The organism is Corynebacterium sp. LaCa78, assembly GCF_046717505.1.
Classification (GTDB): Bacteria; Actinomycetota; Actinomycetes; order Mycobacteriales; family Mycobacteriaceae; genus Corynebacterium.
Genome location: NZ_CP177112.1, coordinates 1,545,201 through 1,570,921, shown reverse-complemented (window position 1 = coordinate 1,570,921; position 25,721 = coordinate 1,545,201). Strand labels below are relative to the sequence as shown.

Below are 25,721 nucleotides of genomic sequence, written 5' to 3'. Positions count from 1 at the left end.
TGATTCTTATAAAGGCTTGAGGCGGATAACCGGCATATCCAGCAGGCTTAAGGGGTCAATGTAGCTGTCCTTGGCAATCCGGGCGCCCCAATGCAGCCCTGGTGTGCCGTCTACTGGGTGGGCGAGCTTGCCTATAGTTTGGCCCTCGTGCACCGCTTGGCCTTGGGTGACGCTCGCGTGCACGGGTTGATACGTGGTGCGTATGCCATCTGCATGGTCGATCGAGATGACCGGGGTTCCGGCGACGGTGCCGACAAAAGCGACGGTGCCGGATTCGGCGGCGACGACGCGGCCGCCAATTCTTAGGGCCATATCGACGCCGCGGTGTCCCGCACTCCACTTATGCTCGGGCTTATCAAAGCCGCGCAGCACTCGCACCGGGCGCGGTTTACCCGAGGCGGGATCGACGTATGCGGCAGCGGGCGCGGCGCACAGTAGCACTAGCGCACCAGTGAGGATGGTGGCGAGGGTGGGGATAAGGGGGCATCGGCAAGCGGCGGTATTTCGTGGTCGTGGCAATAAGTGCATGTGGCACAGTGTGGTGCGCTGCGGTCAATAATGCCCGGCGAAAGGTGGACCGGCTGTGGATAAACCAGCAGCGGTGGGGCGGAAGAAACTCAAGTGACAACCGAGGTAAAACGCTCAAAGAAACTTGTGGAAAAGTGCTTGTTCGGTTTGGAAAATCCAGCTGGCTGGGATTATTGTCTTTCATAGCAGTGCGTCCGCTGGGAGTTAACCCTCACGGAGGCATTGACTACGCGCGACGAAGTTGTCGCATCCTGAGTTAAGGGTGTGGCGGTCCGACAGCTGACGCGGTCCTTGGAAACAAGGTGTTGGCAGGGCCTTCGTTGCTAGGGTGCGGAATAAAACACCGCACAATTGGAAAACCGAAAGACAATTAAAAGAAAGCGAGCGAATCATGGCAGTTGTAACCATGCGCGAGCTCCTCGACGCTGGTGTGCACTTTGGTCACCAGACCCGTCGCTGGAACCCGAAGATGCGTCGTTTCATCTTCACCGACCGTAACGGCATCTACATCATCGACCTGCAGCAGACGCTGACCTACATCGATGAGGCATACGAGTTCGTTAAGGAAACCGTCGCTCACGGTGGCACCATCCTTTTCGTTGGCACCAAGAAGCAGGCGCAGGAAGCAGTTGCTGAAGAAGCAACCCGCGTCGGCATGCCTTATGTTAACCACCGCTGGTTGGGCGGCATGCTCACCAACTTCCAGACCGTGTCCAAGCGCCTGAAGCGCATGAAGGAGCTTCAGGCAATGGATGAGCGCGAGGACGGCTACAAGGGCCGTACCAAGAAGGAAGTTCTGATGCTCAACCGCGAGCGCGCCAAGCTTGAGCGCGTTCTGGGCGGCATCTCCGAGATGGCCAAGACCCCGTCCGCACTGTGGATTGTTGATACCAACAAGGAGCACATCGCGGTTAAGGAAGCCCACAAGCTGAACATCCCGGTTGTTGCCATCCTGGACACCAACTGCGACCCGGATGACGTTGACTTCCCGATCCCAGGCAACGATGACGCAATCCGTTCCACCAAGCTGCTGTCCGGCATCGTGGCTTCCGCCGTCGAAGAGGGCAAGAAGGCTCGCGAGGAGCGCCAGCTCGCAGCCGCTAAGGAAGCTGCCGGCGATTCCGCAGAGAAGGAACAGCGCGATGCTGAGGCTGCTGCAGCCGCATCCGATCCTGCTTCTGCAGAAAAGGCTGAGGAAGCACCCGCAGACAAGCCTGCACAGTAGGCCTGCCTCTTGTGAGGATTCTTTCTTAACTGCACTTAATTGAATACCCCACGCACATTTTGGTGTGGGGCAGCTAGGGAATAATTCCTGTACAAGGCTGTTTACCTAACCCCTACCACCGTGTGCTACGGCGGTGGGGGTTACTTTTATCTATGCTGGAGGCGGCTAAACCTAGCCTCCGTACAATCGCATTGATGAAGGAAACTGGGGTAGATACCCCCACCCAAAGACGGCGCGAGACCGCTTCTTCGGCTACGCTGTCTCAACGAACACTGACTGATTTTCAAGGAGGATCGCCCTAACTATGGCGAACTACACTGCTGCAGACGTGAAGGCACTGCGCGAAGCAACTGGCTCCGGCATGCTCGATTGCAAGAAGGCGCTGGAAGAAAACGGCGGCGACTACGACAAGGCCGTTGAATTCCTGCGCATCAAGGGCGCAAAGAACGTGTCCAAGCGCGCTGACCGCGAGGCTACCGAGGGCCTCGTTGCCGTATCCGGTAACACCATGGTTGAGATCAACTGCGAGACCGACTTCGTGGCAAAGAACGAGGGCTTCCAGTCCTTCGCTAAGAAGATTGTTGAAGCTGCAGCCGCAGCCAAGGCTAACTCGCCGGAAGAACTCAACAACGTAGAGATCGACGGCCAGAAGGTCTCCGAGTTCGTTGACCAGGAGTCCGCAAAGACCGGTGAGAAGCTGCAGGCACGCCGTGCAGTCACCGTCGATGGCGACAACGTTGCTGTCTACCTGCACCAGCGCTCCGCTGACCTGCCTCCTGCAGTCGGTGTCTTGGTTTCCTACGAAGGCAACAAGGAAGGCGCACACGCTGCCGCTCTGCAGATTGCAGCTATGAACGCTGAGTACCTGAAGCGCGAAGACGTTCCTGCAGAGATCGTCGAGAAGGAGCGCTCCATCGCTGAGGCCACCACTCGCGAGGAAGGCAAGCCTGAGGCTGCGCTTCCAAAGATCGTGGAAGGCCGCCTGAACGGCTTCTACAAGTCCGTTGTTCTGCTGGAGCAGGCTTCCTTGTCCGATAACAAGAAGACCGTCAAGCAGGTCGCAGAAGAGGTCGGCACCACCATCACCGGCTTCGTCCGCTACGAGGTTGGCGCTTAAGCCTCAGCCGCTTTTTAGCCTTTAAAGCCCACGGGAGGTACACCCTCTCGGTGGGCTTTTCTGCTGTCTAGGGGCAATGGGGAAGGGGCGGCTGCCGGGCCGCGGTGCGGTGTGGGGAAGCGAGGGCAGTGTAGGTAAGATAGAAAAGAAATAAATCAGCCCCCGCAAAAGGAGACGATGAAGGCGTGACTTCTGCAGACGAGAAGCGAACCGGATACAAACGAGTAATGCTGAAACTCGGTGGCGAAATGTTTGGCGGCGGCAAGGTTGGCATCGACCCGGACGTTGTCGATAACGTCGCTCGCCAAATCGCTGAAGTGGCCGAGCAGGGCATCGAAATCGCCGTGGTGATCGGCGGCGGCAACTTCTTCCGCGGTGCAGAGCTTTCACAGCGCGGCATGGACCGCGCCCGGTCTGACTACATGGGAATGCTGGGCACGGTCATGAACTCGTTGGCCCTGCAGGACTTCTTGAAGCAAAAGGGCGTTGATTGCCGCGTGCAAACGTCTATCAACATGGCGCAAATCGCGGAGCCATACCTGCCACTGCGCGCTGACCGCCACTTGGAGAAGGGCCGCGTCGTTATTTTTGGTGCCGGCATGGGCATGCCGTACTTTTCCACGGATACCACCGCCGCGCAGCGTGCCCTGGAAATCGGAGCCGATGTCCTCTTCCTGGCCAAGGGTGTTGATGGCGTGTACTCCGACGACCCACGGACGAACCCCGATGCGGAGCTCTACACCCGAATCACTCCGCGCGAGGTTATTGAAAAGGGGCTCAAGGTAGCCGATGCAACCGCCTTTAGCCTGTGCATGGACAATGACATGCCGATTTTGGTCTTTAACCTCTTGGAAGAGGGGAATATTGCCCGCGCCGCAAGCGGCCAGGTTATCGGCACGCTGGTGCAGTCCTAATTCTAAAACGGCACAGAACCTGCTACCTTTTATACAGCTACCCCTCAACGTTGAAGGATGATTCAGCCTCATGATCGATGACATTCAGCTCGAAGCCGAAGAACACATGACCGCTTCCGTCGAGCACACCCGCGAGCAGCTGGTGACCATTCGCACCGGCCGCGCGAACCCGGCGATGTTCAACGGACTCATCGCGGAGTACTACGGTGCGCCGACCCCGATTACTCAGATGGCTACCATCTCCGTGCCAGAGCCGCGCATGTTGCTCATCAAGCCATACGAGCAGTCCATGATCCAAGAGATTGAAAACTCCATCCGCAATTCGGACCTGGGCGTTAACCCCACCAACGATGGCCACGTACTGCGTGTGACCGTTCCGCAGTTGACCGAGGAACGCCGTAAGGAAATGGTCAAGCTGGCCAAGAGCAAGGGCGAGGACGGCAAGATTGCCATCCGTAATATCCGCCGCAAGGCCATGGAACAGCTGAAGAAGCTCCAAAAGGATGGCGAAGAGGGCGAGGATGAGGTCCTTGCCGCAGAAAAGGAAATGGAAAAGATTACCGCTGGCTATGTCGAGCAGGTTGACAAGCTGGTGGAAAACAAGGAATCCGAATTGATGGAGGTCTAGGCCTTTTCCGCTGCCGCCGCGCCCACCTCGGCCGGCGGCGCTTTTCTGTACGTAGTATTTTTGTATAGGAAATAGATAAGCCCCGCGACGCGCATACAACGCCAAGTGAAAGGAGCCGGTCACGGTGAGTGACGCCTTGAACCGCCGATTGCCGCAGCCGAAAAATGGCCCTGGCCGTGACTTACCGGCGGCTATTGGAGTAGGCGTGGGGCTCGGCGCCCTCGTTGTCCTCGCCGTGTGGGCTGGCCCCTTGGCCTGGTATGCGGTGGTAGCCGTCGCCGTCGGCGGGGCCATGTGGGAAGTTCTTACCCGCCTGCGGGAGAACTCGTACTATATCCCGCGCACGCTGTTAATCATCTTGGGCCAGGCCATGGTGTGGATTTCCTGGCCGCTTGGCGCGCCCGGCCTCGTGGCCGTCTACGTCACCGCCGTACTCATTTTGATGTTCGGCAGGCTTTTCCATAATGGGCGGCATCGCCCACCCATCAATTATCTGCGGGACATGTCCGTCGGCATTTTCGTGCTGACGTGGATTCCGCTTTTCGCCACCTTTGCTGCGATGCTATCGCTGATTTCTACCCCGGTGGCCAGCGGCGCTGCTTCCATCGTGGTCTTTATGCTGTGCGTGGTCGCCTCCGATACGGGCGGCTATATCGTCGGCGTGATGTTTGGCTCCTACCCCATGGCACCGGCCGTGAGCCCGAAGAAATCCTGGGAGGGCTTTTGCGGCTCCATTGGCTTCGGCGTCATCGTTGGTGCCGTGTCCGTCCATTTCCTCTTGCATCATTCGGCGTGGATAGGCGCCTTGATGGGGCTCGGCCTTGTGATTTGCGCCTCGTTGGGTGACTTGGTGGAATCGCAGTTTAAGCGAGAGCTGGGCATTAAGGATATGTCCCACATCCTCCCCGGGCATGGTGGTTTGATGGACCGCCTTGATGGCATGCTTCCCTCTGCCATGGTTACCTGGGTGGCCATGAGCCTCATGGCAAATTTCGCGGTCTAAACCGAGTCGCAGTCACCGCGTATAAGGACTGCTGCGCATAAACCGCCGCTTCCCCTGTGCCACCGGAAATATCTCGAGGGCAGGGAGGAGAGCGGCGGTACGGCTCTTTTAGCCTTCGGCCTGCTTACGCAATTGGCGGCGCAATTCAAGCATCCGCCACACACCCACAAGCGCCATGATGAGCGCGCCGCCGATGGTAAACATCAGGTAGGCAATGCCCGCTGGGAACTGCCCCGACCAGCCCAGGAAGTTCATCGGCACTTCTTGCTGGTTTTGCATGATGAAGATGATCAACACGATCAGCAAGAGGAAGCCGACAATGAGCGCTGCCCAAGTGCTAGCGGCGAACGAGCCTTGGGCTTTTTGTGGTGCGGCAGCGGGCTCGGTGGTCCCAGCGTCGGCGCCGGCACCGGTGGAGACTTCCTTGTTTCCGGTTTCGGCCAAAGCGGCATTATCGCCTGCCGCGGTGGCCTCATCATTGGAGGCGGAAAAGTCATCTTCGGGGTATTTCGGATTGGTCATGTGTCCATTATTTCTGTAAACCCTTCCAAAATTCCACTTGGCTATAAATTGAGGCCTTCCCAATTGGAAAAGTACCGGTAAACCGTGGAAAGATGGGCGTTATTATGGCTCAACCAGTAAAACTTAACTTCTCCGCGCCGCGGCGCGGTCTGCCACCCAAGCACTTTGCAGATCTCTCTGAAAGCGAGCGCATCGATAAGCTCGCAGAAATTGGCCTACTTAAATTCCGTGCTAAGCAAATTGCCAAGCACTACTATGAGCATCTCACTGACGACGTCGAAGAGATGACGGATATCCCCGCCGGCAAGCGCGAGGAAGTCAAAGAGGCCTTCTTCCCTGAGCTCATGAAGCCTATTCGTACGACTTCTACCGACGATGGGGAAACCACCAAGTCCCTGTGGCGCTTGCACGACGGCACCTTATTGGAGTCCGTTCTGATGCGGTATCCTGGCCGCGCTACCTTGTGCATTTCTTCCCAGGCTGGCTGCGGAATGGCCTGCCCGTTCTGTGCTACCGGCCAGGGCGGACTAGACCGCAACCTTTCTACCGGCGAAATCGTCGAACAGTTCCGCCACGCAGCCGCAGCAATGGCGGCCGAAGGCGGGCGCTTATCCAATGTGGTCTTCATGGGCATGGGAGAGCCGCTGGCAAACTACAAGCGCGTGGTCCAGGCGGTGCGCCAGATTACCGGCCAGGATGGAACGGGCTTTGGGCTCTCGCAGCGCAATGTGACCGTATCCACCGTGGGTTTGGCACCTGCCATCCGCAAGCTCGCGGACGAAGACCTTGCCTGCACGCTTGCGGTGTCGCTGCACACCCCGGATGATGAGCTGCGCGATAGCCTGGTTCCGGTAAATAACCGCTGGTCCGTTGATGAGGTCCTTGACGCAGCACGGTACTACGCCGATAAATCCGTCCGCCGCGTATCTATCGAGTACGCCCTTATCCGGGATAAGAATGACCAGGATTTCCGCGCCGATATGCTAGGCCGCAAGCTGCACCAGAAGCTCGGCTCCAAGGTGCACGTTAACGTGATCCCTCTTAACCCGACCCCTGGCTCGGAGTGGGACGCAGCTCCTAAGACGCGGCTTGATGAATTCGTGCGCCGCGTCCAAGCACAAGGAGTGCCGTGCACTGTGCGCGATACTAAGGGCGATGAAATCGCGGCAGCCTGTGGCCAACTTGCCGCCGATGAACGAGAAGACATGTCGGCCTAAGAGCCCGCTGTCACAGTCACCTAGGCATTTTTGGATAAGTGCTTAGGTGGTTTTCTCGTTGTATTCTGCGTTTACACGTGCGGTGCAGTCAAACGCAGTACGGCTACGTACCCGGTAAAACCACGAAACCGCCGAGCCCCTCGCAATGAGGAGGATCGGCGGTTTTCCGTAGCTAGGATTATAGCGCGTGCTTGCCGGAGCTTACCTCGGCAGCGTCGGACGCGGAGTCAACGCGCAGGTGGGCTACGCGGGAAGGCTCGATATTCAACGCGCGCAGCTGGGAGTCGGTCAACTCGGTGTAGGCGCCAGAAACGGTCTTCTGGTCATAAGTCCAGTCCCGTTCTTGGTGGTCGGCCGGCTTATTATTAGCGGTGATGGTGCGCACCTGGTTGAGCTTCGGCTCGAAGGTGAAGATGAGCAGGCCCACAACCAACAGGACGGTCAGGGCGACGAGCCAGACGGTCTCCACGTGGCCCTTGTGGTTACCAAAGTTGAAACCAATCATGAAGATCACGGAGATCCAACCCGCGATTTGCACACCAGAGCGGCTGATGCGGGACCAACCGAAGCCTGCGGATGGAACATCTTCGGTAGAAACACCGTCATAAACCTGCGGTACCGGCTTGTGGGAAGACACTTGCTCTCCTTCGCTATCGCGTGTGTCCATTAATCGAGGGGGCACACCAATGCCATTTGACTGACACCTATTTTAAAACATCGTGGCTGCAAAGGCGATTAAACACCCCCGCCTGCTTGACCGGCTCCACCCCATAGCAGGGCGCGGTAAATGACCGCTAGGGTAGAGGGGTGACTACTCAGCGAATCCTTATCCTTGGCTCCACCGGCTCTATTGGCACGCAAGCATTAGAAGTAATTGCGGATAACCCCGATAAATTCGAGGTCGTGGGCATTGCCGCGGGCGGCTCTAACCCGCAGCAGATCATTGAGCAGGCCCGTAGTTTCCATCTTTCGTTTGACCACATTGCTGTGGCCCAGCCTGCGGCGGCTGCGGAGGTTTCTGCGGCTTTAGGCGGTACGGTACTTTCTGGTGATGGTGCTGCAGAAGAGCTGGTGCGCTCGGTTCCCGCCGATACCGTGCTCAATGCCCTAGTGGGCTCCCTCGGGCTTAAGGCCACTTTAGCCACGCTGGACATGGGCGAGTACCTCGCACTAGCGAATAAGGAGTCCTTGGTTGCCGGCGGCACGCTGGTCACGAAATCCGCGCGGCCAGGCCAGATCATCCCCGTGGATTCGGAGCATTCTGCGATGGCGCAATGCCTGCGCGCGGGCGAAGAGGGCGAGCTGGCGAAGCTCGTCCTCACGGCCTCGGGCGGCCCCTTCCGCGGCCAGACGCGTGAGCAGATGTGGGACGTTACCCCGCAGCAAGCCGCGCAGCACCCCACGTGGTCCATGGGGCAGATGAATACGCTGAATTCCGCCACCTTGATCAATAAGGGGCTCGAGCTCATTGAGGCCACGCTGCTTTTTGATATTGAGCCAGAGCGCATCGATGTCACAGTTCACCCGCAGTCGGTCATTCACTCTATGGCCACTTTTAAAGATGGTTGCACTATCGCCCAGGCTTCGCCGCCGTCGATGAAGCTGCCCATCTCCCTGGCGCTGAATTGGCCCCAGCGTGTGCCGGGGGCGCAGCCGGCGCTCGATTTTTCACAAGCGCATACGTGGCATTTTGAGCCGCTTGATGATGTTTCTTTTCCCGCCGTATCCCTCGCCCGCGAGGCCGCGGCGCAGGGAACTGGAGTGATTTATAACGCGGCCAATGAAGAGGCCGCTGCGGCCTTCTTGTCTGGTCGCATCCACTTCCCAGAGATTGTTGATGTTGTAGGCGAGATCCTCGGGGAGTCTTCCCAGTTTGCTGGTGTAGTCTCTACCCTCGATGAAATCCTCGCCGTAGAGGGTGAGGCTCGCAGGCGCGCGAATGCGCGCATTGACCGTTTAGCTGACTAGAAAGCTTTCTTTAATGGCAAATTTGCTGGGCATCGTGTTTTTCGCCCTTGGCATCGGGCTGACCGTGGCACTCCATGAGGCAGGGCATATGTTTACTGCCCGCGCCTTTGGTATGCGGGTGCGCCGGTATTTCATTGGTTTTGGCCCGCGCGTTTTCTCCTTCCGCAAGGGGCATACCGAATACGGCCTAGCCGCGTTCCCGGTGGGTGGATTTTGCGATATCGCCGGGATGACCGCGCAGGATGAATTCCTTACGGAGGAAGAAAAGCCCTATGCAATGTACAAAAAGCCTTGGTGGCAGCGCATCATCGTTCTTGCAGGTGGTATCGGCGTCAACCTGATCCTCGGCTTTGTCATCTTGTATTTCGTGGCGATGACTGCGGGGCTACCCAACCCAGATGCCGATGTGCGCCCGCGGGTGGGAGAGGTAACCTGCACCGCTGACCAAAAAGAAAACCAGGAGCTGGAATCATGCACCGGGAACGGGCCCGCTGGTAAGGCCGGTGTGCAGGAAGGCGATATCATTCTCGCGCTCGATGGCGAGCACCTAGATTCCTTTACGCAATTGCGCGATGAGGTCATGCAGCGCCCCGGCGAGACCGTGACTCTTACAGTAGAGCGAGACGGTGAGGAAAAAGATTTCTCCATCGAATTGGAAACGGTCAAGCGCCTGAATCAACAGGGCGAATTGGTCGACGCCGGTTCGATCGGGCTGAGCAATGAGGTCCTCGACATCGTCGAGAAGTATTCAGCAACGCAGGCGGTCCCCGCAACGTGGCATTTCACCACCTATTCGCTCGAGGCCACGGTGGAAGGAATCAAACAATTCCCCGCTAAGGTACCGGGCGTGGTGGCCTCCATCTTTGGCCACGAGCGGGATGTCAACGGGCCGATGTCTGTCGTCGGTGCATCGCGGGTTGGTGGCGAACTCGTGGAGCGTTCCCTGTGGGCATCGTTCTTCATGATGCTGGCGACGCTGAACTTCTTCCTCGCTCTGTTTAACCTCATTCCGCTGCCGCCCTTTGACGGCGGCCACATCGCGGTCATCTTGTATGAGAAGATCCGCGATGGCATTCGCAAATTGATGGGCAAGCAGCCGCTGGGTCCGGCCGATTACACCAGGCTTATGCCCATTACCTATGTCATGGCGGCCTTACTTATGGCGCTGGGCGTAGTGATAATCATCGCGGATGTGGTCAATCCGATCAGGCTATTTGGCTAGGTTCGTTAGCCCCTGTGCCCGCCGCTCGGCGTGAGTAGAGCGCCCAACGCTTAGCGCACGTGTACAGCGCGAGCGCGCACTTTAGCGCTTAACCATCTAGTGCTAGAGTGGGGACGTTCAACACTTATTGTGCAATAACATTTAGCAACGAGCCACGAGCTAGAAATAAGGAGCATTCATGTCTAGTCCTATCGGTCTAGGAATTCCTGACGGGCCTCCGCCAGTATTGCACCCGCGCCGGAAAACGCGGCAATTGCACGTAGGCCCAGTGGGCGTTGGTTCTGACTACCCAATTTCGGTGCAGTCGATGACTAATACCAAGACCCATGACATCAACGGCACCCTGCAGCAAATCGCACAGCTTACTGCCTCTGGCTGCGATATCGTGCGCGTGGCCTGCCCTAAGCCGGTGGATGCGGAGGCGCTGCCGGCCATCGCCAAGAAATCCCCGATCCCGGTCATCGCGGATATCCACTTCCAGCCCAAGTACATCTTCCAGGCTATCGATGCTGGCTGCGCGGCAATCCGCGTCAACCCCGGCAACATCCGTGAATTTGATGGCCGCGTTAAGGAAGTGGCGAAGGCCGCTGGCGATGCGGGAATCCCCATCCGCATCGGCGTCAATGGCGGTTCGTTGGATAAGCGCCTGTTGGAAAAGTACGGCAAAGCCACCCCAGAAGCGCTCGTGGAGTCCGCTATCTGGGAGGCGGGCCTGTTTGAGGAGCACGGCTTTGGCGATATCGCCATTTCCGTCAAGCACTCTGACCCCGTGCTGATGGTGGAGGCCTACCGCCAGCTGGCCGCGCAGACCGATTACCCACTGCACTTGGGTGTGACGGAAGCGGGCCCGAAGTTCATGGGCACCATTAAGTCCTCCGTCGCCTTCGGCGCCCTTTTGGCAGAAGGCATCGGCGATACGATTCGCGTTTCGCTCTCCGCCCCGCCGGAAGAAGAGGTCAAGGTGGGAGACCAGATTCTGCAGTCCTTCAACTTGCGCCCGCGCAAGCTGGAAATCGTCTCCTGCCCGTCGTGTGGCCGCGCGCAGGTGGACGTGTACAAGCTGGCGGAGGAAGTTACCGCCGGCCTCGAGGGCATGGAATTTCCCATCCGCGTTGCTGTCATGGGTTGCGTCGTTAACGGGCCGGGCGAGGCCCGCGACGCAGACTTGGGCGTGGCATCCGGTAACGGAAAAGGTCAGATCTTCGTCAAGGGCGAAGTGGTGCGCACCGTGCCGGAAGACAAAATCGTGGAAACCCTCATCGAAGAGGCAATGCGCATTGCGGATGAGGAAGGCCTCGAAGCCGTGGACGGCGCTAAGGCCGATGTCCGCGTGACGCAGTAAGCCGCGCGCCTCTACGCTAATTATTAATAGACTGCCCTGCACCTCGGTGTGGGGCAGTCTTTTTTGCTGCGTGCGCTGCTAATGTGCCAAAGCATGAAGAAGTTATTCGCACTGGTTGCTACAGTCTCGCTTGCTGCAACTGGTGTGGTTGCTTGTACCCCTAAGCCCGTATCTGCACAGCCGGTGGCAGAAGAGTTCATTGAAGGCATGGAGAGCCGAAATAACGAGGGCTTGGCAGAGCTTACGGATTCCCCCGATGACGCCACGCAGGCCCTCGATGCTTCTTACTCGGGTTTGCAGGCAGAGGGCCTCGATATTGAGCTCGAGGGGGTAAAGCAGGACGAAACCGTGGCCACGGCGGATTATAAGGTCACGTGGGATCTGCCCAAGGATCGCAGCCTGAGCTATACCACGCAGATGACCTTGACCAAGGCCGAAGATGAGTGGACGGTGCGGTGGAAGCCCAGCATTATTCACCCGGACCTGGGTGCGCACCAGCATTTGGAGCTGCGCGCCTTGGAAGCCACGCGCGCTAGCGTCGTCTCCTCCAACGGGGTGGAGCTGATGAGCCCCGGGCTGAATTACCGTGTCATCGTGGATACGAGCTCGCTTTCCGATGTCCGCCCCACGGCCTCCAAGGTCAGCAGCGCCCTTGCTGCGGCGCACCGCGAGGACGACTCGATCGCGGAGGTGGACGCCAAAGAGCTCGCCGAAAAGCTAGAAAAGGCAGATTCTGCCTATTCGGTGGGCCTTTATACAGAAGAGCAGGAGTCCGTCATCCGCGCCAAGATGGAGGGGATGGACGGCGTCCGCATTAATGAAGAACCCGCGCTGGTGACCCGGGACCGCGGCCTCGCACCCGATCTCTTATCGCGCGTGCGCTCGGCCGTCAATGACGAGCTCGACGGCGAGACCGGCTGGTCCATTGCCGTCGTCAATGAGAACGGTGCGGCGCTTTCCGATGTCGAAAAGCATGCGCCCGAGGCCGCCCCCTCCATCAAGGTGGGCTTGGATTATGACGTCCAACGCGCGGCCCAAGAGGCAGTGGATCAGCGCTCGGACGCCCAGGCCATGCTGGTGGCCATCCGGCCTTCCAATGGCGATATCCTGGCCGTCGCACAGACCGAGAAGGCGGACGAAGACGGCGACGTCGCCTTGCAAGGCCAATACCCGCCCGGCTCGGTTTTCAAGATCCTTACCGCCGCTGCGGGCGTAGAAAAACAAAACCTGAACACGGATACCATCGTTCCGTGCCCTGGCACGATGGATATCTATGGCCGCGTGGTGACCAACTACAACGCGTTTTCGCTCGGCAATGTGCCGTTAAGCCGGGCCTTCGCCCAATCGTGCAATACCACCTTCGCGGATATTTCTACCAAGCTGGCACCCGGTGAGCTGAAGGAAACCGGCAAGAAGTTTGGCTTCGGGGTGGATTATGAAATCCCCGGGCTCACCACTACGACCGGCTCGATTCCGGAGGGCAAGGAAGTACTGGAGCGTACCGAAGCCGGTTATGGTCAGGGCTACGACCTTGCCAGTCCGTTCGGCATGGCTATGGTTTCTGCCTCTGTGGCGGCGGGAAAGACCCCAACGCCGACGCTTATTGAGGGCCGCGAGACCAAGGCCTCGGATAAGCCGGCGCAGATTCCCGAGGACGTGTTGAATAACGTGCGCGGCATGATGCGCCAGGTGGTCACCAGCGGTACCGCTCGCGGAATACAAGCAGGCGGAACCATTTACGGCAAGACTGGTGAGGCCGAGATCAATGAAGGCTCGCACGCGTGGTTTACGGGCTACCGGGAAGAAGACGATATCGCCTTCGCCACGCTCGTCGTGCTGGGCGGTGGCTCTGAATCCTCGGTAGCCATTACGGATAACTTCTTGCGGAAGCTGGATGATTACCGCTCGCGTCCCAATGATGGCCCAGCGCCGATGGTCGAGTAATCCGCAGCCTCGGACGCGATACCCGGATACTGCGCTACGCGGTATGAGGACTACCATGGGCAATTATGAGTACTCGTGGAAAATTGAAGCCAGGTAAACCAACCCCCATGCGGCCGGTGCCAGAAGATATCGAGCGCCCGGAATATGTGTGGAAAGACGAGGTACAAGAGGCCATCGGCGAGCCTTTTGTACAGTCCCCCGAAGTGATTGAGAAGATGCGGGAGGCCTGCAAGATCGCGGCCAACGCGCTGAAGGAAGCCGGCAAGGCCGTAAAGCCTGGCGTAACGACGGATGAGGTCGACCGCGTGGCGCACGAGTATATGTGTGATCACGGCGCATACCCATCTACCTTGGGATACCGGGGATTTCCCAAGGGTAGCTGCGTTTCGCTGAATGAAATCGTCTGCCACGGCATTCCGGATACCACCGTGATTGAAGAAGGTGACATCGTCAATATCGATGTCACCGCTTATAAAAACGGCGTGCACGGCGATAATAACGCCACCTTCTTGGCCGGTGACGTATCAGAGGAGCACCGCCTATTAGTAGAGCGCACCAAAGAGGCAACGATGCGCGGCATTAAGGCCGCAAAGCCTGGCCGCGAGATTAACGTTATCGGCCGCGTTATCGAGTCATATGCCAAGCGCTTTGGTTATAACGTCGTGCGCGATTTCACCGGTCACGGTGTAGGACCCACCTTCCACAATGGGCTGGTGGTCTTGCACCACGATTCCACCACGTACCGCGACATCTTGGAACCGGGCATGACCTTGACGGTAGAGCCGATGATCAACCTGGGTTCGCTGGATTACGATATTTGGGATGATGACTGGACCGTGCAGAACCGGGACGGTAAGTTCACCGCCCAGTTCGAGCACACCTTGGTCATCACCGATGATGGCAATGAAATCCTGACCATCCCAGATGAGGATTAATCGCTAGGGCCCTTCTTCAAGGCCTAGGCACGGCGAAAGCCGCCTCCTTAACCGCCGCGCATGAATCTTTGCGCGTGGCCAGGGAGGCGGCTTTTACTATGGAATCTTAGCTACGGTGCCTTAGTCCCATTCGAGGCCCAAGAGGGCGTTTTCTACGACCTCAGGCAGGGCTGGGTGGATCCAGTACTGCTTGCGGGCAAAGTCCCGCAGGTCGATCTTGTAGGCCATTACGGTAATCAGCTGCTGGATCAGGGTGGAAGCCTGCGGGCCCATCAGGTGGGCGCCCAAGAGCTGGCCCGTCTTGCGGTCCGCAATCAGCTTGCAAATACCGGTGGTATCTTCCATGGCCCAGCCGTAGGCCACGTCGCCGAAGTTCTGAATCTTTACGGTGACATCGAAGCCCTGCTCCCGCGCTTCTTCTTCCTTCAAGCCCACAGAGGCGATCTGCGGGTGGGTGAAGATGGCGGCAGGAACATTGTCGTGCGGAAGATCCTGCAGATCCTCTGGGTGGAGCAGGTTGTGCTGGATGGTGCGGGCTTCGGCGTTGGCGACGTGCTTGAGCATGTAGGGCGAAGAGACATCGCCAAGCGCCCAGACGCCTTCTGCATCCGTGAGGCCATGAGCATCGGTGGAAATGCGGCCATTGTCCAGCAGCTTGATGCCGGCCTTGTCCACATCCATGAGATCGCCATTTGGCTTGCGGCCGGTGGCTACCAGGATGGCGTCTGCCTCGAGGGTTTCGCCATTATCGAGCTTCAGCTTTACGCCCTTGTCGGTTTCTTCCAGCTTGGTGCCGTTAGCAACCCGTATATCGAAACGCTCGCGGGCAATTTCGTTGAAGCGTGAAGAGATATCGGAATCGAGGTGGCGCAGCAAGGTCTCGCTGCGGTTGACCACGGTGACCTTGGTGCCGAGGCCATCGAATACGTGGGCAAATTCCATGGCGATATAGCCGCCGCCGACGATGATCAGGCTTTCTGGTTGGCGGTCCATCCGCATGATGTCTTCGTTGGTGTAGTACTTCACACCGGAATTGGCGTAGACCTCAGGGATTACCGGGCGGGAGCCGGTAGCAACAACGATCTGATCGGCGCTGATGACGTGATCGCCGGTCTGGATGGTCTTAGAGCCGACGAAGCGTGCGTGCTCGTCGTAGACGGTGATATTCGGGGTCTTGTCGCCGCGACGGTAGTCCTCGCCGCTTTGGGCGATCTGGTCAATGCGGTTGTGGAAGACGCGCTCCACAATGGAGTTCCACTCCACGTTGTTGACCTGGGCGTCAATGCCGAGGCGCTCGCCTTCGCGGGCGGCGAGGGCGACATCGGCTGCGTAGACGTACATCTTGGTGGGGATGCAGCCGACATTCAGGCAGGTGCCACCGAAGCGGCCCTTTTCAATGATGGCAATCTTCTTATCGTGAAAATCGCGGTTGGCAATGGAGTTGCCGGAACCGGTGCCAATGATGATGAGGTCGTAGTGTTCCTCAGCGGCCGGAGTATTTGCTGTATCAATTGTGGTCATATTTGTACCTTAATCCATGTGTCCAATTTGGGTATTTATGCTGGTGTGGGCGCTTCCACAATGGTGGGAAGCCACGCATCGCACGCCGCGAAGGCCTCTTCTAAGGGGTGGGGGAGGGATAAAAAGACATCGTGGCGCGCGCCTTCGATGGAACGCAGCGTGTAGTGCGCATTGAGCTCTTTTGCCCACCGTCGGGTCTGTGCGACATCGATGATGCAATCGGCATGATTGACCGCATCGCAGTAGGGCGTGCCCAATAGCGAGCGGGTAGATTGCAGCGTCAATACGGGGACCCCGGCATTAATGCGGCCGCTGTGTATGGCGTCAAAACCGTGGAAGACGGCGGCCAGCCAGCCGATATATTTCTTATGCCCGGCTAATGGTTTCAGGCTGAGGTCGTAGTCCCACTCGCCGTAGAAGTCGCTGTGCACCGATTCGCCATAGGCAGTGAGGTTGCCCCCAGGCAAGGCGATCTTGGGTGCGATCTTGGCGGTGGAGTATATCGCCGGCTTCAGCGCTGATACGGCCCAGCTGGGAACGTCCATCATGTCCAGCCAGGGGCTATTGAGGATGAGGCCCTTCAGGCGGGAGAAGCGCTCCGCGTCATGGCGGCGTAAGAAGTCCATCCACAGCGGCGCAATCAGGCCACCGGTGGAGTGGGAGATAACGATTACCTCGTCGTTTGTAATGGCATCGAGGGCTGCGGAAAGATCCGCGTTATATAAGGACAAGTCCGAAACGTAGTGCCAGGACTGGCCCGGGCGGTGCGATCGGCCGCATTTGCGCAGGTCAACCGCGTAGAAGTCATAGCCTTGTGCCGCGAAGTGCTGTGCGACGTGCGTTTGGAAGAAGTAGTCAGTCATCCCGTGCAGCCATACCAAGGCCGGGCGGGAAGTGGCAGAAGGCGAAGAAGGATCGGCGGGGCCCGAATCCGTGGAGCCTGCGGCCGAGCCTGGCGCATAGCGGACGAGGGTGGTGACAATATCCCCCTCGCCATCGGGATCGGGGCCAAGGTCGAGGGTGGCTGATTGAAAATCGGGGCCGAGGATATCGGGCCCCCATGACGGAGTTGCTGTAGCCATGACACGAGTCTAGTCAACAGTTGGTCGTCACTACGGTAGCTGCGTGACCTGCCATTATTTCAGTGAAATGTGAACTGTATAACAGGTCGCCCCATATTGTGGTGACCAGGGTGGGGGAGAAAAACCAATCGAGAAAAGAAAAGCGTAAGGTAAGGCGTTAATGCGTGACACATCGGCAGGTTGGCTGTGCACAACAGTCGCGGTGTGGGGCGCAAAGCGCTTAAAATATATGGTGCAGAACGCGCCGATGTATATAAATTTTCAATTCGAAGAGGTTATAACACAGTGTCCTCAGCAAAGAAGACAGCACAAGTTGTAGATGAGGTCGATGTCGCACTGGTCGGTGCCGGCATCATGAGCGCCACTCTGGGCGCTATGCTCCGCGAGTTGGAGCCGAGCTGGACCCAGATGATCTTTGAGCGCCTTGATGGCCCCGCCCTGGAATCCTCCTCGCCGTGGAATAACGCTGGTACCGGCCACTCCGCCCTGTGCGAGCTCAACTACACACCAGAGAAGAACGGCCGCATCGATATCTCTAAGGCCATTGCGACCAACGAGAAGTTCCAGAAGTCGCGCCAGTTCTGGTCCCACCAGCTCAACAACGGCATCCTGACTGAACCCAGCGAGTTCATCAACCCAGTCCCGCACGTCTCCTTCGCCCAGGGCGAAATCCAGGCGGACTACCTGAAGCGCCGCTACGAGGTGCTGAGTGAAAAGCACATGTTCCCCGGCATGCAGTTCTCTGATGACGAATCCACCTTTGCGGAGAAGCTGCCGCTCATGGCGGACGGCCGCGACTTTTCCAATAAGGTCGCTATCTCTTGGACCGAAGTCGGCACCGACGTGAACTTCGGCGCCCTGGCCAAGCAGTTCCTGACCGCGGCGCGCGCATCTGGCACGGAGATCCGTTACGGCCACGAGGTCTTCGATATCGACCGCGACGGAAACGACTGGAAGGTTTATTCCAAGAACAAGCACACTGGCGATATCACCGTGGTGAAGGCGAAGTTCGTCTTCGTCGGTGCCGGCGGCTACGCCCTGGACTTGCTCCGCAAGGCAAAGGTGAAGGAAGTAGCTGGCTACGCCGGATTCCCCATTTCCGGCCTGTGGCTGCGCGCCAAGAATCCGGAGCTCATTGAGCAGCACCAGGCTAAGGTTTACGGTAAGGCAGCGGTGGGTGCTCCTCCGATGTCCGTGCCGCACCTGGATACCCGCGTTATCGACGGCGAGAAGGGCCTGCTGTTTGGCCCGTACGGCGGCTGGAGCCCGAAGTTCTTGAAGAAGGGTTCCTACCTGGATCTCTTCAAGTCCATCCGCCCGGATAACATCACCTCCTACCTGGGCGTTGCCGTGCAGGAATTCGGCCTGACCAAGTACCTCATTGATGAGGTGCGCAAGGACTTCTCTGACCGCGTTGATTCCCTCCGCGAATACGTCCCGAATGCGAAGGAAAGTGACTGGGAAACCGTGATTGCCGGCCAGCGCGTACAGGTCATCAAGCCTGCTGGTGCACCGCGCTTTGGCTCCCTCGAGTTTGGTACCGCCTTGGTTAATAACCAGGAGGGCAATATTGCCGGCCTGCTCGGTGCTTCCCCGGGTGCTTCGATTGCCCCAGCCGTCATGCTGGAGCTGCTGGAGCGTTGCTTTGGCGAGCGCATGATTGACTGGAGCGATAAGATTCGCGAGATGGTCCCGTCCTACGGCATGAAGCTGGCCAATGATGAGGACTTCTACAACGAGATGTGGGAATACACCCAGAAGACGCTGAAGCTAGAGCGCTAAAACGCCTTCGGCTGGGACTAAGTCCCAGCCCGTGCCCTCCGTGCAGAACGTACTGCGCGGAGGGCTTTGTGCTGTGCAACTTTTGAATTCGGGGTGGCTAGAAAATTAGGTACCGCAGTAGGTGAGAAGACCTGCAAGCCCATTCGGGTCGGGCTGTTCGTAGGACGGATGCGGCTCCCACGGGTGGGTCACGGCGTGGAGGAGCTCAGTAAAGGGCTGCATATCGCTCGCCTCGGCGGCGCGCAGCGCGGCTTCGACGGCCATGTTGCGGGGAATGACCCGGGGCATGGCAGCATCCACGGCATCCGGGGCGGGGTGAGTGGCTAGGTAGCTATCCAGGAAGTCCGTACCTGTGAAGAGCTCTTGGGCAGGAAGGGTGTGGCCGCGGGCGGCATCGGCAAGCGCACGGTGCGCCAACGTGATATCCGGGCGAGATAGCTGCATCGCAGTAAGGTAGGCGGAGGCTACCTCGGTGGTGGAATCGAGGGCCGCGGCTATATCGCTGTGGCGCTGGGTGGCGAATTTCTCCTGGAACCCGTTGATGGTCTCTTGCGCGAAGTCGACCCCGGCATTGATATCGGCATCAAAAAGCGGCACGAGCGATTCCGCGAGCCGGGCGAGGTTCCAGCCCAGGATGGCTGGTTGATTGCCAAAGGCATAGCGTCCCTGCTGGTCAATGCTGGAAAATACCGTATCGGGAGAGTAAGCCTCCATAAAGGCGCACGGGCCATAATCAATGGTTTCACCGGAGATGGTGGTGTTATCCGTATTCATTACCCCGTGGATAAAGCCCAAGCGCATCCACGAAGACACGGTGGCTATCTGGCGGTCCATCACGCCCTGGAAGAACTCCCGGTAGTCTGCCCCAGGGTAGTGGCGCGCGATGGCGTAGTCCGCGAGAGCCTGGAGGTGGCCGGACTGCGCGGCATAGTGAAAAGTTCCGACCCGGATGTGGCTGGCGGCCACGCGGACCAGGACGCCCGCCGGCTGCACGTGGCCGCGCTGGATGGGCCGGCCGGTGGAAATCACGGCGAGCGAGCGCGTGGTGGGCACGCCGAGGGCATGCATGGCCTCAGAAATCAGGTATTCGCGCAGCATGGATGAAAGGGTGCCGCGGCCATCGGCACCCAGGCGGGAATAGGGGGTCAGCCCCGTGCCCTTGGCATGGAGATCCCACAGTTTTCCGTCTTTTTCCACCTCGCCCAAGAGCATGGCTCGGCCATCGCCCATCTGCGGGTTGAAGGAGCCGAATTGGAAACCGGAATAGGCCATGGCATGCCCGCCGCCGCGGCCCAAGAGGAAATCCAGGCCCTCTGCAGAGCGCAGCCAGTCCGTATTGAGGCCCAGCTGTCGGGCCAGCTCTTCATTGAGAACCACGAGCTTAGGATCCGGTTGTTCCTCGCCGTGCGTTGCCGCCACCAAGTCCGGCAGGTGCTTTGCATAGTCGTGGTGTAGGTGCATTTTAGACCTCCAATTTTCCTTGCACGCGGATGTGGACGCGGCCGCCGACCCAAATATCGGCGCCGTCATCGTGGATAAAGACCTCCCCGTCTCGTCCCAGCTGGCTGCCCTGGCAGGCGGTGTAGCGGGCAGGGACCAGCCCGCGCGAGCGCATGAATTGTGCGGCACCGCCGTTGAAGGAGCCGGTGACAGGATCCTCGAATCCTGCGGTAAACGCGCGCACTTCATAGGCGGCGGAATCAGTACCCGCGCTGCTATTACACATGCCCACCACGCCCACCTTGGGTCGGGTTGCGGCGGGCTGAACCGCGCGCACGGCCGCGGCATCGCGCAGCTGTAAAAGCCGCCAACCAGGCCCATTGTCCACCCAAGCGGAATCGATGACATCTGCTTCTGCGATATTCAAGCCCGCGCAGGCCTCTGCCAGTTCGGCGCTGCTCAGCGGCCCGCTCGCGCGCAGGGGAGGGGTGGCAAAAGAATAAATTCTCCCGCTTTCGCGCACGGAGACCATCCCCACCCCGCATTCCTGCACTATGGTGCCTTCCTTCTGCGGTTTATTGCCGAGTGCCCGCCAGACGGCGGCGCTGCCCAGGGTGGGGTGGCCGGCGAAATCGAATTCCTCGTGCGGGGTAAAAATGCGCACGCGATAGTCCGCCGCGGGATCGGTGGGCTCGAGCAAGAACGTAGTTTCAGAAAAATTGGTCCAGTGCGCGATGGCCTGCATCTGCTGCGTCGAGAGCCCATCGGCATGGGCCACGACGGCGAGCGGGTTACCGGAAAACGCCGAGGTGGCAAAGACATCGACTTCAAAGAACTGGAGTTGCATGCCCGCCAGTCTAGTCAGCCCTGGGGATGAGGCCGGCAGGCTGGCTTCTGCGCTAGCCTTGCCCTTATGACTAAGCTTTGGCCGGATCGTCTGCGCGACTGGATTGGACCGCCGTGGCGAATCATTATCCCCGTGTTCTTCGGCGTGCTGTTGCCCAACGCCGCGAACTTTTTACACACCGATTCGCCCTTCCAGGCCATCGTCGCGGTCTTGTACACCGTCGGCATCCCGCTGGCGCTGTGGCTGCATCCCAAGCTGCAAGAAAAGTCCATTTTCTTCGTTGCCGGCACCATGACGCTGTGCATTTTCACGCCCTTGGCCTCCCTGGCAAACTTCCACGCCCCGATTTTTGCCTACACGGCCTTTCTCATCGGCACGCATTCCCGCAAGCGCTTGCGCTATATCTGGCTTGCCTGGATCGCCTTGGGCTCTTTGGCCGGAACCACCGCAAGCCTATTTGGGGAAAAGCTCTTCGCGGGTAGCGACATCGGCCTGGGCGATGCGACCATGAGCCCGCTGCTTGCCTATGCCGGCACGGTCCTGCTCGGCTGGCCGGTCTTGGGCTTTTTCTACCTGCTCGGCACCAATAATCGGAAGCGCCGGGAGGGCCAACAGCTGCTCATCGAGCGCGCGGAGATGGCCGGCGCCGTCGAGCGCAACCGCATCGCCCGCGAGATGCATGACATCGTCGCCCACAACCTCGCTGGCGTCATTGCGCTTGCCGATGGCGCCCGGTTCGCCGCCACCAAAGACCCCAAGGTAGCCACGGAGGCGCTCGATACCATCGCCTCCACCTCGCGCGAGTCTTTAAAACAGATGCGCAGCCTGCTCTCCGTCTTGCGCGAAGAGGATTCGCGCGGGGAAACCAAGGCCCCAGGCACCTCAGACATCGCCGGGCTGTTTTCGGAGGCCCGGCGCGCCGGCTTCGATATCACCGTCTACGGCATGGAAAAGCTACCCGCCGATAGCGATGAGCTCTATCAATTCACCATCTACCGCATCGTGCAGGAGATGCTGACCAATATGCTCAAATACTCCAGCCAAAATAGGGGAACCCTGCGCTTTCGCAGCGATAGGTCGGCGCTTGTTATCGAGGGGCACAACCCCATGGCGCAGCCGGACAAGGACCACACGCCAGGCTACGGCCTCATCGGGATGAAAGAGCGCGTAAAGGCCTATGGTGGCAGTGTGTCCACCAAGGCCGAGGATGGAACGTTTGCAATCACCGTGGAGGTACCGCATGTCTAATCCGGAACAGGAACCTGAGCCCATTCGCATTGCGCTTGTCGATGACCAACCGCTCCTGCGCGCCGGGTTCGCCATGCTGATCGGCTCGCAGGAGGATATGAGCGTGGTCTGGCAGGCCTCCGATGGCGATGAGGTACTGGACCTTGCGCGGCAAGAGCCCGTCGATATCATCCTCATGGACGTGCAAATGGCGCGGGTCAACGGCATTGCGGCCACGGAGGAAGTTCTCCCAGAATTCCCGGAGACCAAGGTCATCATGCTGACCACCTTTGATGATCACAACTTTGTCCACGGCGCAATCTCTGCTGGGGCGTCTGGATTCTTGCTCAAAGACGTCGAGCCCGAGGAGCTGCTCTCCGCCATTCGCACCGTGCACTCGGGCGAGGCCGTGCTTTCGCCGCGCATTACCGCCCAGGTGCTCCAACAAGTCCGCAGCGAGGAGGGTGGGGATAGCGGGAAGGAGCACTCGGCTTCGCATACCGCTGCGGCAGCGCAGCCCGGCGCCGATGCCGCCACGACCCCGCCTGCAGCGGAGCTCACCCCGCGCGAGATGGATATTTTAAGGCTCATGGCGCTGGGGTATTCCAATACCGAAATATCCGAAGAGGAATTTGTCTCCATGGCAACGGTCAAGACCCACGTGCGCCACGTGCTGACCAAGACTGGGTCCCGCGACCGCGTCCAGGCCGTGCTGTATGCCTATACCCATGGGGTAGTCACCGTAGAGGAGCTGCTTTCTCATCCCCAGGGATGAACGGCTAAATCCGCCTCGAGGATGGTTACTTCGCGCCGGGAAAGCGCCAGGATAAAACCATGCTCACAGTCACACAGCTTTCCAAGAAATACGGTTCCTTTACAGCAGTAGACAACCTCTCCTTCGAGGTTCCCGATGGCCAGGTCACCGGGTTCCTTGGACCCAATGGTTCCGGCAAATCCACCACGATGCGCATGTGCGTCGGTCTAGAAAATCCCACCTCCGGCACCGCCACTTTCGATGGCACCCCATTTCGCGAACTATCCGATCCTGCCTCCATGGTGGGCACTCTGCTCGATGCCAACTGGTTCCACCCCGGCCGCAGCGCCCGCGCGCACCTGGGCTATATGGCAGCACTGCAGGGGGTATCGATGAATCACGTCGATGACACCCTGGAGCGCGTCGGGCTCGGAAAGGTGGCGAAAAAGCGCATCGGGGGCTATTCGCTTGGTATGAAACAGCGCCTGGGCCTCGCCTGCGCCATGGTGGGACAGCCCAAGCACTTGCTTCTCGATGAACCCGTCAACGGCCTCGACCCCGAAGGCGTGCACTGGATGCGCGACCGCATCCGCGAATTCGCCGCCGGGGGATGCTCCGTGCTGGTGTCGTCCCACCTGCTCTCAGAAATGCAGCTCACGGCGGACCGCCTAGTGGTCATCGGCAAGGGCAAGCTCGTCGGCGAAGGCACGGTAGAAGAATTCGTCAACGCCTCTGGTGCTACCACCGTGGAGGTCGTCGTGGACCAGCCCGAAGAGCTGGCTCGCCTGCTGCACGATTCGCAGGCGGAGACCTCCTTTGATGGGGAAGTGCTGCGCATTACCGGTCTAGACCGCGACGAGGTCGGCCAATTGTGCTTTGACCACCGCATCCGCATCAGCAGCCTTGAGGTCAAGCATCCCTCCTTAGAAGACGCCTTCCTCGGCGCTACCGCAGACCACCTGGACTACCGCTCCGCATAACTCGCTTAAGAAAGGCAGATGACGAGCCATGAATACCATCGTTTCCGAATCCCGCAAGATATTTTCCCTGCGCTCAACGTGGGTATACCTCGCTATCATCACCGTCGGGCTGACAGCCGCCAACGTGCTGATGGGAGCTATCCGCAATGACGACAGCGCCCTCCAATCCTCTGACCTAGCCATCGGCGCCATCTTCGCCGTGGTCATCATGATCTTTTCTTCGGCCACGCTCGTCGGTGGCGACTTACAGAAAGGCACCGTAGCCTGGAGCTACCTATCTACCAACCGGCGTTTACAAGTGCTTTCGAGCCAGATCCTCGTCATTACCGTGGCTAACGTTGCCGCCGCGGCCTTGGCAGGCATCCTCGGAATGTTGTTTAACGCTGCGCTCGGCAGCTCGTATGACTTCTCCAGCTTCGTGCACTACCCAGATAACGCCGTGTTCCTATTTACCTTTGTGGAATACATCGTCTACACCCTGCTCGCTACCGGCTTGGCATATATCCTGCGCAGCGGCACTTTCGCGGCCATGTTGCTCATTATTGAGTACTTCGTCATCGAAAGCGTACTGACCTCGATGGATATGGGCTGGGCCAAAATCATCCTGCAGATTTTGCCCGATGCCAACCTGCGCACCTTCTTCCAAGGCCAAAACACCTTCGGGCTCATGGCCCCGCAGTGGGTATCCGGCGTTATCGTCCTAGCCATGGTGGTAGCTGTCCTCGGTGGGGCAGCGGCCGTCCAGCGCCGCCGCGCCGTGGTCTAAGCTCCTGCCAGGCACTCACACCCTACGGGGATACGACGAGGGTAAGCTCCCGTGAGCCGTGCGGCGGTTCCTCCACCGTCATGCCGGCCGCGCGGGCGATAGCGGCGACATCGGCGGCGCTGAAGGCATCGGCGGGCGAAAGCGCCAGCTCCCGGGCCAGCAGGCCTTTAAAGTGCTTATTAAAGTGGCTGACCACCTTGCGCGAGCCATCCGGTTGCACGCTTTCCACCCGCACCGTCACCGCCGAAGGCAGCCGGCCCAATTGCTGGTAGGTGCCCGATCGCAGATCCACAACCAGCTCGTCGATGTTTTCTAGTGCCTGCGTTATCTGCTTGCCCCAAAAAGACTTCATGGTGCGACCGCCCAGCTTGGTTCCGCCCGATAAGCGGTAATGGGGGATGGGGTCGTCGGCGCGCAGGAGGCCGAAGAGGGCATCGCCAATAGCAAGGCGGCTCCACGAGGGAAGGGTGGATGCCGAAAGTGCATCAAAAAGCACGCCAGTATAGCGCTCGACCGCCGGCATGGTGGGGGTGGTAAAAAGCTGGCTGTTGGATTCGGCCTCACTGCGCAGCTTTTCCGAGAGCTTCAGCGTCACCATCGCCTCATCAACGGGAAGAGACTGCAGCTCAGCGGCGATTTCGCGCCGCGTATCGGTAAGTTCTGGAAAAGATAGGTGCGCAAAATCGAGCGGCTTTCCCGTGCCGCCATGGGCCTTGGTTTCTGAAGGAGGGAGGACAATGAGCATATAGATAGGGTA

General features: G+C 59.1%; 24 protein-coding genes. 16 read left to right on the top strand and 8 right to left on the bottom strand.

The window, feature by feature from the left end; genetic code table 11:
* Positions 1–6: 6 nt before the first annotated feature.
* Complete coding sequence (locus ACLI1O_RS07560) at positions 7–528, bottom strand: M23 family metallopeptidase (protein WP_239269478.1); 522 nt, start codon at positions 526–528, stop codon at positions 7–9.
* A gap of 391 nt (positions 529–919) precedes the next feature.
* On the opposite strand from ACLI1O_RS07560, the gene rpsB reads away from it, so the two are divergent.
* The 5 genes from rpsB (at position 920) to ACLI1O_RS07535 (ending at position 5,415) form a co-directional block, all read left to right on the top strand.
* On the top strand, positions 920–1,753 hold the full coding sequence (gene rpsB, locus ACLI1O_RS07555) for a 30S ribosomal protein S2 (RefSeq protein ID WP_005278684.1): 834 nt from the start codon (positions 920–922) through the stop codon (positions 1,751–1,753).
* Between the two features lie 304 nt (positions 1,754–2,057).
* Positions 2,058–2,870, top strand: coding sequence for a translation elongation factor Ts (tsf, locus tag ACLI1O_RS07550; RefSeq protein ID WP_239269479.1), 813 nt, complete (start codon positions 2,058–2,060; stop codon positions 2,868–2,870).
* Positions 2,871–3,097: 227 nt separating this feature from the next.
* Positions 3,098–3,784, top strand: coding sequence for a UMP kinase (gene pyrH, locus ACLI1O_RS07545; protein ID WP_005278688.1), 687 nt, complete (start codon positions 3,098–3,100; stop codon positions 3,782–3,784).
* Positions 3,785–3,854: 70 nt separating this feature from the next.
* Positions 3,855–4,412, top strand: coding sequence for a ribosome recycling factor (frr, locus tag ACLI1O_RS07540; protein ID WP_005278690.1), 558 nt, complete (start codon positions 3,855–3,857; stop codon positions 4,410–4,412).
* Between the two features lie 124 nt (positions 4,413–4,536).
* Entirely contained in the window at positions 4,537–5,415 is an 879-nt protein-coding gene (locus ACLI1O_RS07535) for a phosphatidate cytidylyltransferase (RefSeq protein WP_239269480.1), read from the top strand.
* A 108-nt stretch (positions 5,416–5,523) separates the two neighbouring features.
* Here ACLI1O_RS07535 and ACLI1O_RS07530 read toward each other — a convergent pair whose 3' ends face one another.
* Positions 5,524–5,937 (bottom strand): lipopolysaccharide assembly LapA domain-containing protein, encoded by a 414-nt coding sequence (locus ACLI1O_RS07530; RefSeq protein ID WP_239269481.1) that lies wholly within the window; start codon positions 5,935–5,937, stop codon positions 5,524–5,526.
* A gap of 104 nt (positions 5,938–6,041) precedes the next feature.
* Here ACLI1O_RS07530 and rlmN point away from each other — a divergent pair, with 104 nt between their 5' ends.
* On the top strand, positions 6,042–7,154 hold the full coding sequence (gene rlmN / locus ACLI1O_RS07525; protein WP_411706794.1) for a 23S rRNA (adenine(2503)-C(2))-methyltransferase RlmN: 1,113 nt from the start codon (positions 6,042–6,044) through the stop codon (positions 7,152–7,154).
* Positions 7,155–7,332: 178 nt separating this feature from the next.
* Here rlmN and ACLI1O_RS07520 read toward each other — a convergent pair whose 3' ends face one another.
* Positions 7,333–7,821, bottom strand: a complete 489-nt coding sequence (locus ACLI1O_RS07520) for a DUF2631 domain-containing protein (RefSeq protein ID WP_239269483.1) — start codon at positions 7,819–7,821, stop codon at positions 7,333–7,335.
* Between the two features lie 140 nt (positions 7,822–7,961).
* Here ACLI1O_RS07520 and dxr point away from each other — a divergent pair, with 140 nt between their 5' ends.
* From dxr to map, 5 genes are all read left to right on the top strand, one after another.
* Positions 7,962–9,122: a 1-deoxy-D-xylulose-5-phosphate reductoisomerase gene (gene dxr / locus ACLI1O_RS07515; RefSeq protein WP_239269484.1), complete on the top strand. Its 1,161-nt coding sequence runs from the start codon at positions 7,962–7,964 to the stop codon at positions 9,120–9,122.
* Between the two features lie 13 nt (positions 9,123–9,135).
* Complete coding sequence (locus ACLI1O_RS07510) at positions 9,136–10,344, top strand: M50 family metallopeptidase (protein WP_239269485.1); 1,209 nt, start codon at positions 9,136–9,138, stop codon at positions 10,342–10,344.
* Between the two features lie 178 nt (positions 10,345–10,522).
* Positions 10,523–11,686, top strand: coding sequence for a flavodoxin-dependent (E)-4-hydroxy-3-methylbut-2-enyl-diphosphate synthase (gene ispG, locus ACLI1O_RS07505; RefSeq protein ID WP_239269486.1), 1,164 nt, complete (start codon positions 10,523–10,525; stop codon positions 11,684–11,686).
* A gap of 93 nt (positions 11,687–11,779) precedes the next feature.
* Positions 11,780–13,630, top strand: a complete 1,851-nt coding sequence (locus ACLI1O_RS07500; protein WP_284771441.1) for a penicillin-binding transpeptidase domain-containing protein — start codon at positions 11,780–11,782, stop codon at positions 13,628–13,630.
* 65 nt (positions 13,631–13,695) lie between these two features.
* The gene (gene map, locus ACLI1O_RS07495) at positions 13,696–14,565 is read left to right on the top strand and encodes a type I methionyl aminopeptidase (protein WP_411706793.1); all 870 of its coding nucleotides are present in this window, start codon (positions 13,696–13,698) and stop codon (positions 14,563–14,565) included.
* A gap of 120 nt (positions 14,566–14,685) precedes the next feature.
* On the opposite strand, the gene mtr is transcribed toward map, so the two are convergent.
* Both mtr and ACLI1O_RS07485 read right to left on the bottom strand, forming a co-directional pair.
* Entirely contained in the window at positions 14,686–16,086 is a 1,401-nt protein-coding gene (mtr, locus tag ACLI1O_RS07490; protein ID WP_239269488.1) for a mycothione reductase, read from the bottom strand.
* Positions 16,087–16,121: 35 nt separating this feature from the next.
* Positions 16,122–17,168, bottom strand: a complete 1,047-nt coding sequence (locus tag ACLI1O_RS07485; protein WP_239269489.1) for an alpha/beta hydrolase — start codon at positions 17,166–17,168, stop codon at positions 16,122–16,124.
* Positions 17,169–17,453: 285 nt separating this feature from the next.
* On the opposite strand from ACLI1O_RS07485, the gene mqo reads away from it, so the two are divergent.
* Positions 17,454–18,950, top strand: coding sequence for a malate dehydrogenase (quinone) (mqo, locus tag ACLI1O_RS07480; RefSeq protein ID WP_005278731.1), 1,497 nt, complete (start codon positions 17,454–17,456; stop codon positions 18,948–18,950).
* Between the two features lie 105 nt (positions 18,951–19,055).
* Here the strand turns inward: mqo and ACLI1O_RS07475 are convergent, their stop codons facing one another.
* Positions 19,056–20,411, bottom strand: coding sequence for a protein adenylyltransferase SelO (locus tag ACLI1O_RS07475; RefSeq protein ID WP_411706792.1), 1,356 nt, complete (start codon positions 20,409–20,411; stop codon positions 19,056–19,058).
* A gap of 1 nt (position 20,412) precedes the next feature.
* On the bottom strand, positions 20,413–21,237 hold the full coding sequence (locus ACLI1O_RS07470; RefSeq protein WP_239269491.1) for a PhzF family phenazine biosynthesis protein: 825 nt from the start codon (positions 21,235–21,237) through the stop codon (positions 20,413–20,415).
* Positions 21,238–21,303: 66 nt separating this feature from the next.
* Between ACLI1O_RS07470 and ACLI1O_RS07465 the strand changes: the two genes are divergently transcribed.
* Genes ACLI1O_RS07465 through ACLI1O_RS07450 form a run of 4 tightly spaced genes read left to right on the top strand, consistent with a single transcriptional unit; the run spans position 21,304 to position 24,964 of the window.
* Complete coding sequence (locus tag ACLI1O_RS07465) at positions 21,304–22,485, top strand: sensor histidine kinase (protein WP_239269492.1); 1,182 nt, start codon at positions 21,304–21,306, stop codon at positions 22,483–22,485.
* The gene (locus ACLI1O_RS07460) at positions 22,478–23,239 is read left to right on the top strand and encodes a response regulator (protein WP_239269493.1); all 762 of its coding nucleotides are present in this window, start codon (positions 22,478–22,480) and stop codon (positions 23,237–23,239) included. Before ACLI1O_RS07465 ends, ACLI1O_RS07460 begins: the two co-directional genes overlap by 8 nt.
* Before the next feature lie 59 nt (positions 23,240–23,298).
* Complete coding sequence (locus ACLI1O_RS07455; protein ID WP_239269494.1) at positions 23,299–24,198, top strand: ABC transporter ATP-binding protein; 900 nt, start codon at positions 23,299–23,301, stop codon at positions 24,196–24,198.
* Positions 24,199–24,226: 28 nt separating this feature from the next.
* On the top strand, positions 24,227–24,964 hold the full coding sequence (locus ACLI1O_RS07450; protein WP_239269495.1) for an ABC transporter permease: 738 nt from the start codon (positions 24,227–24,229) through the stop codon (positions 24,962–24,964).
* 22 nt (positions 24,965–24,986) lie between these two features.
* Here ACLI1O_RS07450 and yaaA read toward each other — a convergent pair whose 3' ends face one another.
* Positions 24,987–25,709: a peroxide stress protein YaaA gene (gene yaaA / locus ACLI1O_RS07445; protein ID WP_239269496.1), complete on the bottom strand. Its 723-nt coding sequence runs from the start codon at positions 25,707–25,709 to the stop codon at positions 24,987–24,989.
* Positions 25,710–25,721 lie beyond the last annotated feature (12 nt).

What these genes read in the sequence shown, in the direction of transcription:
- ACLI1O_RS07520 (WP_239269483.1), bottom strand. Translation starts at nt 7,821, where the DNA reads ATGGACACACGCGATAGCGAAGGAGAGCAAGTGTCTTCCCACAAGCCG.
- ACLI1O_RS07500 (WP_284771441.1), top strand. Translation starts at nt 11,780, where the DNA reads ATGAAGAAGTTATTCGCACTGGTTGCTACAGTCTCGCTTGCTGCAACT.
- ispG (WP_239269486.1), top strand. Translation starts at nt 10,523, where the DNA reads ATGTCTAGTCCTATCGGTCTAGGAATTCCTGACGGGCCTCCGCCAGTA.
- yaaA (WP_239269496.1), bottom strand. Translation starts at nt 25,709, where the DNA reads ATGCTCATTGTCCTCCCTCCTTCAGAAACCAAGGCCCATGGCGGCACG.
- tsf (WP_239269479.1), top strand. Translation starts at nt 2,058, where the DNA reads ATGGCGAACTACACTGCTGCAGACGTGAAGGCACTGCGCGAAGCAACT.
- ACLI1O_RS07465 (WP_239269492.1), top strand. Translation starts at nt 21,304, where the DNA reads ATGACTAAGCTTTGGCCGGATCGTCTGCGCGACTGGATTGGACCGCCG.
- pyrH (WP_005278688.1), top strand. Translation starts at nt 3,098, where the DNA reads ATGCTGAAACTCGGTGGCGAAATGTTTGGCGGCGGCAAGGTTGGCATC.
- ACLI1O_RS07455 (WP_239269494.1), top strand. Translation starts at nt 23,299, where the DNA reads ATGCTCACAGTCACACAGCTTTCCAAGAAATACGGTTCCTTTACAGCA.
- rlmN (WP_411706794.1), top strand. Translation starts at nt 6,042, where the DNA reads ATGGCTCAACCAGTAAAACTTAACTTCTCCGCGCCGCGGCGCGGTCTG.
- ACLI1O_RS07510 (WP_239269485.1), top strand. Translation starts at nt 9,136, where the DNA reads ATGGCAAATTTGCTGGGCATCGTGTTTTTCGCCCTTGGCATCGGGCTG.
- ACLI1O_RS07530 (WP_239269481.1), bottom strand. Translation starts at nt 5,937, where the DNA reads ATGACCAATCCGAAATACCCCGAAGATGACTTTTCCGCCTCCAATGAT.
- map (WP_411706793.1), top strand. Translation starts at nt 13,696, where the DNA reads ATGAGTACTCGTGGAAAATTGAAGCCAGGTAAACCAACCCCCATGCGG.
- ACLI1O_RS07470 (WP_239269491.1), bottom strand. Translation starts at nt 21,237, where the DNA reads ATGCAACTCCAGTTCTTTGAAGTCGATGTCTTTGCCACCTCGGCGTTT.
- frr (WP_005278690.1), top strand. Translation starts at nt 3,855, where the DNA reads ATGATCGATGACATTCAGCTCGAAGCCGAAGAACACATGACCGCTTCC.
- ACLI1O_RS07485 (WP_239269489.1), bottom strand. Translation starts at nt 17,168, where the DNA reads ATGGCTACAGCAACTCCGTCATGGGGGCCCGATATCCTCGGCCCCGAT.
- ACLI1O_RS07475 (WP_411706792.1), bottom strand. Translation starts at nt 20,411, where the DNA reads ATGCACCTACACCACGACTATGCAAAGCACCTGCCGGACTTGGTGGCG.
- ACLI1O_RS07460 (WP_239269493.1), top strand. Translation starts at nt 22,478, where the DNA reads ATGTCTAATCCGGAACAGGAACCTGAGCCCATTCGCATTGCGCTTGTC.
- rpsB (WP_005278684.1), top strand. Translation starts at nt 920, where the DNA reads ATGGCAGTTGTAACCATGCGCGAGCTCCTCGACGCTGGTGTGCACTTT.
- ACLI1O_RS07560 (WP_239269478.1), bottom strand. Translation starts at nt 528, where the DNA reads ATGCACTTATTGCCACGACCACGAAATACCGCCGCTTGCCGATGCCCC.
- mtr (WP_239269488.1), bottom strand. Translation starts at nt 16,086, where the DNA reads ATGACCACAATTGATACAGCAAATACTCCGGCCGCTGAGGAACACTAC.
- ACLI1O_RS07450 (WP_239269495.1), top strand. Translation starts at nt 24,227, where the DNA reads ATGAATACCATCGTTTCCGAATCCCGCAAGATATTTTCCCTGCGCTCA.